Annotated in this window: 9 protein-coding genes; 5 read left to right on the top strand and 4 right to left on the bottom strand. The window is 61.5% G+C overall.

From position 1 onward, the window contains the following. Positions 1 to 395 precede the first annotated feature (395 nt). Positions 396 to 1,019 (bottom strand): NIPSNAP family protein, encoded by a 624-nt coding sequence (locus CAG47_RS27480; protein ID WP_085729427.1) that lies wholly within the window; start codon positions 1,017 to 1,019, stop codon positions 396 to 398. A 248-nt stretch (positions 1,020 to 1,267) separates the two neighbouring features. Between CAG47_RS27480 and leuC the strand changes: the two genes are divergently transcribed. Both leuC and leuD read left to right on the top strand, forming a co-directional pair. Continuing rightward, the gene (gene leuC / locus CAG47_RS27475; RefSeq protein WP_085729426.1) at positions 1,268 to 2,689 is read left to right on the top strand and encodes a 3-isopropylmalate dehydratase large subunit; all 1,422 of its coding nucleotides are present in this window, start codon (positions 1,268 to 1,270) and stop codon (positions 2,687 to 2,689) included. Positions 2,690 to 2,692: 3 nt separating this feature from the next. Then, positions 2,693 to 3,301 (top strand): 3-isopropylmalate dehydratase small subunit, encoded by a 609-nt coding sequence (leuD, locus tag CAG47_RS27470; RefSeq protein WP_085729425.1) that lies wholly within the window; start codon positions 2,693 to 2,695, stop codon positions 3,299 to 3,301. A 123-nt stretch (positions 3,302 to 3,424) separates the two neighbouring features. On the opposite strand, the gene CAG47_RS27465 is transcribed toward leuD, so the two are convergent. Beyond that, positions 3,425 to 4,342, bottom strand: coding sequence for a LysR substrate-binding domain-containing protein (locus tag CAG47_RS27465; RefSeq protein WP_085729424.1), 918 nt, complete (start codon positions 4,340 to 4,342; stop codon positions 3,425 to 3,427). Between the two features lie 128 nt (positions 4,343 to 4,470). Between CAG47_RS27465 and CAG47_RS27460 the strand changes: the two genes are divergently transcribed. Continuing rightward, positions 4,471 to 5,808, top strand: a complete 1,338-nt coding sequence (locus CAG47_RS27460; protein WP_085729423.1) for a 2-hydroxycarboxylate transporter family protein — start codon at positions 4,471 to 4,473, stop codon at positions 5,806 to 5,808. A 53-nt stretch (positions 5,809 to 5,861) separates the two neighbouring features. Here CAG47_RS27460 and CAG47_RS27455 read toward each other — a convergent pair whose 3' ends face one another. After that, entirely contained in the window at positions 5,862 to 6,635 is a 774-nt protein-coding gene (locus CAG47_RS27455) for a helix-turn-helix domain-containing protein (RefSeq protein WP_085729422.1), read from the bottom strand. Positions 6,636 to 6,768: 133 nt separating this feature from the next. On the opposite strand from CAG47_RS27455, the gene CAG47_RS27450 reads away from it, so the two are divergent. After that, entirely contained in the window at positions 6,769 to 7,998 is a 1,230-nt protein-coding gene (locus CAG47_RS27450; protein WP_085729421.1) for an MFS transporter, read from the top strand. Between the two features lie 39 nt (positions 7,999 to 8,037). On the opposite strand, the gene CAG47_RS27445 is transcribed toward CAG47_RS27450, so the two are convergent. Then, positions 8,038 to 8,820, bottom strand: a complete 783-nt coding sequence (locus CAG47_RS27445; protein WP_085729420.1) for an alpha/beta fold hydrolase — start codon at positions 8,818 to 8,820, stop codon at positions 8,038 to 8,040. Positions 8,821 to 9,124: 304 nt separating this feature from the next. Here CAG47_RS27445 and CAG47_RS27440 point away from each other — a divergent pair, with 304 nt between their 5' ends. After that, entirely contained in the window at positions 9,125 to 9,949 is an 825-nt protein-coding gene (locus CAG47_RS27440) for a response regulator transcription factor (RefSeq protein ID WP_085729419.1), read from the top strand. Positions 9,950 to 10,306: the final 357 nt, after the last annotated feature.

The raw sequence follows: 10,306 nt of genomic DNA, 5'->3' as shown, positions 1-10,306 counted from the left end.
CAGGCTCCACAGCTACAACAACTACCTGTCGCCAATAGCCATGGAGCAGCAGGCGGCTTGATCACCGTAATCGGTGTCCGGAAAAACTTGACCAGAACAGCATGCTCGCGATGGACTCAAGAACGCCGCGTCTGGCCAGTAAGCCCGCGTTATCGTTAACGACCATCGCGAGCGTGCTCGCTCCTACAGTCGACACTGTTTTCTTGGCTGAACAGCACCAGGCGAACGCGGGAGACACACGTCGCCATAGCCGTGAGCCGCTACGCGTCCCCCTGTAGGAGCGAGCATGCTCGCGATGGACTCAAGAACGCCGCGTCTGGCCAGTAAGCACGCGTTATCGTTAACGACCATCGCGAGCGTGCTCGCTCCTACAGTCGACCTTATTCTCTTGGGTGTCACTGCAAGGGCGAGAACTTCGCGGGTAGGTAGATTGTCGAGCGCATGTCGCGCAGTTGCGGGCCGGAGTTTTCCGGCGGCCAGACGCCGTCGGCGACCGCCTGGGTGCGCACCTGCAAGCGCTGCTCAAGGCTGGCCCACGGCCAGATGTGCAGATAGCGCGGCAGCGCACCGTCGGTGGCGTAAAACGCCGCGTACACCGGCGAATACTGCTCGGCGGTCCGCGCCTCGATGGCTTTGCTCCAGCCGTCGAGGGTCGGCTGCAACCCACTGCTGACCAGGTCGTAGACGCGCAACTCATAGAACGGACCATGCTGGCCGGCGCTCAAGGGTTCGAGGAAGGGAAACAGCGTGTAGTTTTCGATGCGCAGATCGCTGATGAATTCGCCGATACCGAAGACCTCGCCCCCCAGCAGGAAACGCTCGCGCTCGGCTTGTCGCAAGCTTTCGTCCCCATAGCCGCGCAGCACGGCAATCTGGTTCAACTGGCCGATCTCCGAGGCCCAGCAGCCCATCAATGTGCCGCCGACTTGCGGATCATTCAGCGCAGTCTCGATGCGCGCCAGGGCGTCCGCGACAGTGCGCACGCGCACGGTAAAAGTGATCAGTTCAAAAAAACCCATGGCGACTCCGGCAAACGGCTTTCAAAGCCCACAGCCTATGCCAGCCCCTGCCGGCGGGATATTGAGACGAACCCCATCGGTGACGGTATTTGCCGCAGTGTCCTAGGTAGTTTCTTTACGCAGGACAGCGCCGTGTAATTCACAAAACGTGTTCAATGCCTTCACCCAATGGCGCTTGATGCAGGATTCGCGACGAATATGCTGTGGGCATGTTTCCGTGATCTCGCCTGACAACAAGAGCCCACTCCATGCACAGCCCCAGAACGCTCTACCAGAAACACATCGACAGTCACACCGTTTGCGCCCTCGACGATCAGGGTCATGTGCTGTTGTACATCGACCGCCAGGTCGCCAACGAATACACCAGCCCGCAAGCCTTCAGCGGCTTGCGCGATGCGGGTCGCAAGGCATGGCGTGCGGGTGCGACGCTGGCGGTCGTCGACCACGTCAACCCCACGGCACCGGCACGCGTTGCTGCGATGCCGGATGCCGGCGGCGCCCTTCAGGTGTCTTACTTCGAAGAAAACTGCCGTGACTTCGGCATCGAACTGTTCGACGTGCTGGACAAGCGCCAGGGCATCGAGCACGTCGTGGCCCCCGAGCAAGGCTTTATCCTGCCCGGCATGGTCGTTGCCGCCGGCGACAGCCACACCACCACCTACGGCGCCCTGGGTGCCTTCGGTTTCGGCATCGGCACCTCGGAAATCGAACACCTGCTGGCCTCGCAAACCCTGGTCTACAAGTGCCTGAAGACGATGCGCGTAACGGTCAATGGCGTGCTCGGCCCCGGCGTGACGTCCAAGGACATCATCATGGCCCTGATCGAAAACATCGGTGCTTCCGGCGCCACCGGCTACGCCATCGAATTCACCGGCCCGGCCATCGACGACCTCAGCGTCGAAGCGCGCATGACCATCTGCAACATGGCCGTCGAAGCCGGCGCCCGGGGTGCGTTCATGGCCCCCGACGACAAGGTCTTTGCCTACCTGCAGCGCAAGCCCCGCGCCCCTCGAGGCCAACTGTGGGAACAGGCCGTCGCGAAATGGCGAGGCCTGCGCAGCGACGCCGGTGCGGTGTTCGATCGTGAAGTCAGCCTGGATGTCGGCACCCTGGAACCCATGGTCACCTGGGGCACCAGCCCCGATCAGGCCGCACCGGTGGGCGCTCACGTACCGGACCCCGCCGCGCAGCCGGACCCGATACTGCGTCAGGGCATGCAACGCGCCCTGAACTACATGGGCCTGGAACCGGGCATGCCGCTGAGCGACGTGGTGATCAGCCATGCCTTCATCGGCTCTTGCACCAACGCACGCATCGAAGACCTGCGCGATGTCGCCCGTGTCGTGCGCGGCAAGCGGGTGGCGGCCCACGTGCGGGCCATGATCGTTCCTGGCTCGACCCTGGTACGTGACCAGGCCGAAGACGAAGGCCTGGCGCAGATTTTCCTGGATGCCGGTTTTGAATGGCGCCAGTCCGGTTGCTCGATGTGCCTGGCCATGAACGATGATGTGCTCGCCCCCGGCGATCGCTGCGCTTCAAGCACCAACCGCAATTTTGAAGGACGCCAGGGCGCCGGCGCGCGCACCCACTTGATGAGCCCGGCCATGGTCGCCGCCGCAGCGATTACCGGGCACTTGACCGACGTGCGCACGTTCGCGCTGGAGGCTTGAACCATGCAACCTTTCGCTATCGTCAGCGGCAGTGCCGCGCCGCTTCTGGCCGCCAACATCGACACCGACGTGATCATGCCCAAGCAGTTCCTCAAAGGCATTGATCGCAAGGGCCTGGACAAGGGGTTGTTCTTTGACCTGAGGTTCCTGCCATCCGGCGCCGCCAATCCTGACTTCATCCTTAACCAACCGGCCTGGACCGACGCCGCCTTTCTGGTTGTGGGGCCTAACTTCGGTTGCGGATCCAGCCGTGAACATGCGGTCTGGGGCCTGAAGCAAGTGGGTATCCGCGCACTGATCGGCACCCGCTTCGCCGGCATTTTCTACGACAACTGCCAGCGCAATGGAGTACTGGCGATTCAGCTGACCGAGGATCGACTCAAGCAGGTTGCCGCAGCGGTCAGCGACCCGGCCACGGCGCGAATCAGCGTCAACCTGCCGGAGCAAACCATCGAACTGGCGGACGGCAATGTGATTGCGTTCGAAATCGATCAGTTGCGCAAGCAATCGTTGCTGCTGGGGCTGGATGCCATTGGCACCACGCTGCAACGTGCGGAGCAGATTCGCCAGTTCGAAGCGCGGCACCTGGCGGAAAATCCCTGGTTGGGCTGACAAGGATTCTGTAGGAGCGAGCACGCTCGCGATGGACTCAAGGGCGCCGCGTTTAACCAGTAAACACGCGGTATCGTTGACGACCATCGCGAGCATGCTCGCTCCTACAGGATCGTCGGTGGTTCATTCAACCGACAGATGCCGGAAATACTGTTCCAGAAACTCGACGCAGACCCGCAATTTGGCCGACTGGCTCAGCCGCGTCGGGTACACGGCCCACACGTTGGCGCTCTGGGTGTACTCATGCAGCACTTGCACCAACCGCCCCTGCTCCAGCATCGGCTTCACGTCCCACATCGAGCGCAACAGGATCCCGCCGCCACTCAAGGCCCACTGCAACACGATCTCACCGTTGTTGGACGATAGCGGTCCGCTGACACGCACCGATTCTTCCTGTCCGTCCTTCGTCAGGCTCCAAACGCCGAACGCGTTGTTGCGCTCCTTGAGCACCAGGCAATCGTGGTCTTTCAAATCCGCCAGCGATTGCGGCACACCTCGCCGCTCCAGGTACTCGGGCGTGGCACACAGCACCCGCCGGTTGCTCACCAGTTTTCGCCCCAGGTGCTGGCTCGGCAGGTCATCTCCCACGCGAATTTCCAGGTCAAAGCCCTCACCGACGATGTCGACCACACGATCGAACACGTCCAGGCGCAGCTCAAGCCTGGGGTAGGTTTGCGACAGCTCGCAGATCGCCGGCGCCACATGATTGCGGCCAAAACCGAAGCTGCTGCAGATGTGCAGCGAGCCCATCGGCTGTTGCCGCGCCTGGGCTATTTCACCGACGAAGTCATCGAAGTCACCGAGCAACTTCTCCGCCCATACCCGCACCCGCTCGCCGTCGTCCGTCAGCGCGATGCGTCGAGTGGTGCGGTGCAGCAGGCGCGTGGAGAGCGTGGTTTCCAGCACGGAAATGCGCTTGCTGATGTAAGCCGGCGAATACCCCAGTTCCTCGGCGGCGCTGGCGAAACCGTTTTTGCGCACGACGGTGAGGAACACCTTGAGGTCTTCAGGCAACGGAAATTGATCACGATTCGTGTTCATAAGCCTCATGCTTTCGCTGTTTATTGCGATATTTGCGAAGGATACCATCGATCTACCGAGTGGCAATCCATCCCCGGCCAACCGTGGTTTCTGAATCCTCGATAAAAACAACATGAGGAAAGCGCGACATGAACAAACCTTATGAGCAAACTCTGAACGCCGCCGACGGCGGTTTCGTGCAACGCCTGCGCAGCCTGTGCGCCTACGAAATCGGTGTCATCCCGCTGCCGATATTCCTTGGCATTGCCCTGATCGTTTTTCTCTCCGCCCACCTGGGTTTCCTGCCCAAGAACATGATCGGCGGCCTCGCCGTGATCATGACCATGGGCGTGTTCTTCGGCCAACTGGGCTCGCGCCTGCCGATCCTCAAGGAAATCGGTGGCGGCGCCATCCTGTGCCTGATGCTGCCGTCGATCCTGGTGTTCTACGGCTTCTTCGGGCCGGCGACGATCGACGCGACCAGAATGCTGATGAAGGAAGCCAACTTTTTGTACTTCGTGATCGCCAGTCTTGTGGTCGGCAGCATTCTGGGCATGAGCCGCTTCATCCTGGTTCAAGGCATGATCAGGATGTTCATCCCCCTGCTGGTCGGCACCCTGGCGGCCGTCGTCAGCGGCTTGATGGTTGGCAAACTGGTCGGCTACAGCTTCCACCACACGTTCTTTTTCATCATCGTGCCGATCATCGGCGGCGGGATCGGCGAAGGGATTCTGCCGCTGTCGCTGGCGTACTCGACGATCCTTGGCGGCACGCCGGATATCTACGTGGCGCAACTGGCGCCGGCCGCGGTGGTCGGCAACATCGTGGCGATCATCTGCGCCGGTTTTCTCGCTCGCCTGGCGCTGAAACGCCCGACCATCAATGGCGAAGGTTCGCTGATCCGCGCCAGGGACGAGAACGATAAATTCAAGGTCAAGGAAGACAACGGTTCCCTTGTCGACTTCCGCGTCATGGGCGCCGGGGTGCTGGTGATCTGCGCGTTCTTCGTCCTTGGCGGCCTGCTGGAAAAAGTCGCGGGCATTCCCGGCCCGGTGATGATGATTCTCGCGGCGGTGCTGTTCAAGTACGTTCGCCTGCTGCCGGAAAGACTGGAGAAAGGCGCAAACACTTTCTACAAGCTGGTGTCCGCCGCCTTCATCTGGCCGGTGATGATTGGCCTGGGCATGCTCTACGTACCGCTGGACAGCGTGGTGAAGGTGTTCTCGGTCGGCTATGTGCTGGTCTGCGTCGCGGTGGTGGTGGCGATGACCGTGGCCGGTTTTTTCATCGGCAACCTGATGAAGATGTACCCCATCGAATCGGCCATCGTGACCTGCTGCCACAGCGGCCTGGGCGGCACCGGGGATGTGGCGATCCTGTCGGCGTCCAACCGCATGTCTCTGATGCCGTTCGCGCAGATCTCCACGCGCATTGGCGGGGCTGCGACGGTGATTCTGGCGACGATACTGTTGCGGATTTTTGTTTGAAAGCGAATCGGTGACCGCAGGGTGTTCTCTTGCTCAAGAGCACACCCTTTCCATCACTTGAAAAAATCACTCGGCGTCTTGCCGAACTGTTTCTTGAACATGGTGGTGAACGCGCTCGGGCTGTCGTATCCCAGCTCCCCGGCGATATCGATGATCTTCCCGCCGACGGCGATGCGTTCCAGCGCCAGCAGCAATCGCGCTTGCTGGCGCCATTGGCCGAAGGTCATGCCGGTTTCCTTGCGAAACCTGCGCTGGATGGTTTTGGCGTCGAGGCTCAACCGCGCGCTCCAGTCCGACAATGTCGAGCCATCCCCTGGATCACGCTGTAACGCCGTGCAGATCTGCTTGATACGTTGATCGGTCGGCTGCGGCAGGTTCAAGGGCAATGTGGGTAGTATCGTCAGTTCATCCAGCATCAGCCGCAGCACCCGGGCTTCCCGCGAGTCCGGATGGCAATTGAAATCGAAATCCACCGAGACCTTGATCAGCTCACTCAGCAACGCGGACACACTCACCGCGCGGGTTTCGGTTGGCAGGTCCGGGCTCGCGTCAGGGTGCACAAACACGCTGCGCATCTTGATCGGCCCCACACAGCGAATCGAATGCACCTCGCCACTGGGCATCCAGATGCCACGGCTCGGTGGTACCGTCCACTGACTGGTGGCGGCATGCACCACCATCACGCCTTCGATGGCGTAGATCAGTTGATGCTTTTCATGGGAGTGCGGTGCGATGAACCAGTTTTCCGGGTAGTCGGTCGCACTGCTGCGCACGCTCCAGCCGCCTTGGTCGATCTCCGCCAGAAATGTCTGCAATGGCTTGATCATGTCGCCCTTTTTGCGATAGTCGACGCCCGAGCTGCGCGAGACGGGCGACCTTGAGGCCCCTAGGATAACGCCGAACCCTGAAATTGGCTGCGCCTTGCGTTCGCAGTACGCGTTTTTATCCGGAAACTCGCCTATGTCGACCACTACCCTCCGCTCACCCTCGCCCACCGCCTCGGTTGCCGGCCAGGCCAGCCCGCTGGTCATGCGTGTCATCGGTGCTTGTGCCCTGGCGCACCTGATCAACGACTTGATCCAGGCCGTGCTGCCGTCGATCTACCCGATGCTCAAGACCACCTATGGCCTGAGCTTCACCCAGGTCGGCCTGATCACCCTGACCTTCCAGCTCACCGCCTCGCTGCTGCAACCCTGGATCGGCTTCTACACCGACCGTCATCCCAAGCCGTGGCTGCTGCCGGCCGGCATGGTCTGCACCCTGATCGGTATTCTGATGCTGTCGATGGTCGGCAGCTTCCCGGCCATTCTCCTGGCCTCGGCGCTGGTGGGCATCGGTTCGTCGACCTTTCACCCGGAGACCTCGCGGGTGGCGCGCCTGGCTTCGGGCGGTCGCTATGGCCTGGCGCAGTCGACCTTTCAGGTCGGCGGCAACGCCGGTAGCGCCTTCGGTCCATTGCTGGCCGCCGCGATCATCATTCCCTATGGCCAGGGCAACGTCGCCTGGTTCGGCCTGTTCGCGGTGTTTGCGATCTTCGTGCAATACGGCCTGAGCCGCTGGTACCGCCATCACCTGAACCTGTTCAAGCTCAAGCCAGGCAGCAAGGCCACCCACGGCCTGTCGAAGCGGCGGGTGACCTTCGCCCTGGTGGTGCTGGCGCTGCTGGTATTTTCCAAATACTTCTACATGGCCAGCTTCACCAGTTACTTCACCTTCTACCTGATCGAGAAATTCGACCTGTCGGTGGCCAGTTCGCAGCTGTACCTGTTCCTGTTCCTCGGCGCTGTCGCGGCGGGCACCTTCTTTGGTGGCCCGATCGGCGACCGGATCGGCCGCAAGCGAGTGATCTGGTTCTCGATCCTTGGTGCGGCGCCCTTCACCCTCGCCCTGCCTTACGTCGACCTGTTCTGGACGGGCGTGCTGAGCATGATCATCGGCTTCATCCTCGCCTCGGCCTTCTCGGCCATCGTGGTCTTCGCCCAGGAGCTGGTGCCCGGCAACGTGGGCATGATCGCCGGGGTATTCTTCGGCCTGATGTTCGGTTTCGGCGGGATCGGTGCCGCGCTGCTGGGGCATCTGGCGGATATCCATGGCATCGAGTACGTGTACACGCTGTGCTCCTTCCTGCCGCTGCTGGGAATTCTGACCCTGTTGTTGCCGTCGACTGGGCAACGCCCGTCGCGGGCGTGACTGCCAGAAGGGTGTTCTCCTGAAAGGGCGCGCCAGCGGCTACCCCGCCAGAAACGCACCGATCACGGCGAGCACCGCCTCCGGGTGCTCACGGTGAGGCACATGTCCGCAGTTCTCGAAAACATGCAGGTTCACCTTGCCGCGCGCTCGTTCGGCAAAGTGCCGGGGGTGATGCAACGAACCGTACTCGTCCTGATCACCGTGCAAGACCAGCATCGGGCACTGAACCTGCGGCAGCCGGGCATCCAGATTCCATTGGCTGAAAGCCTCGGACAGCCAGGTGTCCACCCACGCCCGCAAGACCCAACGGGCTTTATCACCGTGGTACTTCTGCAGGCGCTGCAACTGGCCAGGCTCGGCGAACTGCCGATCAGCCACACGAATCGCCTCCAGTGTCAGCACATCGACAAACGCCTGTGCAGACTCGGTAATCAGCCCCTGGCAAGCCTGGGCATGCGCCGCGGCACAGGCGACGGCCATGCCGCCGCCCACGCTGTGACCCAGCACCACGAATTCACTCAGGTCGAGTTGCTCGCACAGGGCCTGAAAACCGCCTGTGGCTTCGTCCTCGACAAACCCGGGCGCCAGTGTGCCTGGGTGGGCCGCTGAACGCCCGAAGCCGAGCCGGTCATAGGCGATGACCCGGCGCCCGCTTGCCTGGGCCAGGCGTTCGGGAAAATCGCGCCACAAGGCCACGCAACCCAACGAATCGTGCAGCAGCACAATGGGCGCGCCATGCACTTCGAGCGGGCTCCAGCACTGCGCATACAGTTGACCGTGCGGAGTTGAAATCCAGTGTTGTCGGGTAGAAATCGGCTGCATAGGCTGGCGGTGCCCCCTGTCCATGATCATTGTTGTGTATCGGCCACCGGGGCCAGGAGCAACACCTTAACACTGCTCGTCGCACCCCATGCTGCGGCTGACGCAAGACTGGAGGCAAGACAACCGTCCCATGACATCCACCCGATCACTTTTGCTACCAGCCCTGTAGCACTCGGTAACACCCCGGCCCCAGTGCGGTGCGTCTTTTGAACGCCTTGCCGCCCGCCACCCCGCGCCACACGGGCAAAACCGCCATGGCGTACTTTGTGCATCCAAAGGCCATCTTCTGCTGCCTGTAGCCGCCATGCGTCCCAAGGAACTGAAAGTCTGGACCACCGGAGTCGCCCACCTGCTCGACCTGCCTGCCGGGCATGCGCGACTGTCGGGGCTGAGCCACTGGATCCGGCAAATCTGCCCGGTCGATCATTTCGTGTTGTTTGTCTACGAAGGCAATCACCGGCCATTGGCGTTGTTCGATACGTTTTCGGCGGACAAGCGTGCGGTATATGTCGACGACTATCAGTGCGGGCCTTACCTGCTCGATCCGTTCTACCTGGCTTGTACACGCGGGCAGGCACCGGGATTGTGGCGCCTGCGCCAGTTCGCCCCCGACCATTTCTACCTTGGTGAATATTTCCTGACCTATTACCAGCAAACCGGCCTAGCCGAGGAAGTGGCGTTCTTTGTCGACCTCGGCAACGGTGCCACGGCAGTGTTGTCGCTGATGCGCTCCAGTGCCAGTTGCGCCTTCAGCCGGGACGAAATGCAGTTGGTCGAATGCGCGCAAGCCGTGGTCGAACAGGTCATCAACGAAGCCTGGCGCTTGCGTCAGGCCCAGCAACCGCGACCGGCGCAGGACCTGGACTTCAAGATCCGCGAAGCCTTCGACCACTTCGGCGCGCACATCCTCACCGGCCGCGAGCAGGAAATCGTTCAACTGCTGCTGCGCGGCCACTCCAGTGCCTCGGTGGCCGAACAACTCAACATCAGCGCCGGCACGGTGAAGATTCACCGCAAGAACATCTACGCCAAGCTGGGGATTGGCAGCCAGTCGGAATTGCTGGGGCTGTTTATACGGGAGTTGACGGAGGATCCGTTGCCAGTTTCGGGCCTCAAGCTACAAGCCTGAGACCTGTGGGTATACGCAAGTCCCTGTGGAAGCGAGCCTGCTCGCGAAAGCGGCAGAACATTCAACATTGCCATCGCGAGCAAGCTCGCTCCTACAGGTTCAGTGGCCGTACGCAACATCTGCGAACTGCCCAAATCACTGTAGGAGCAGCAAGCTCGCGATGAGGCCGGCACATTCAACATCGATGTTGCCTGACACACCGCCATCGCGAGCATGCTCGCTCCTACAGGTTCAGCGGTCTGCGAACTGCCCAAATCACTAATGAAATGGCTACCCCCGCCGCACCCCCTGTGATCGCTCACTAAGCTTTCACAGGGGGCTAATCGGAGATCATTGCCATGAACAACGTTGCTATCG

The sequence above is a fragment of the Pseudomonas sp. R37(2017) genome, from assembly GCF_002113375.1.
GTDB lineage: Bacteria > Pseudomonadota > Gammaproteobacteria > Pseudomonadales > Pseudomonadaceae > Aquipseudomonas.
Note: the sequence above shows the minus strand (reverse complement) of the source record. Positions and strands in the feature narration are given on the sequence as shown.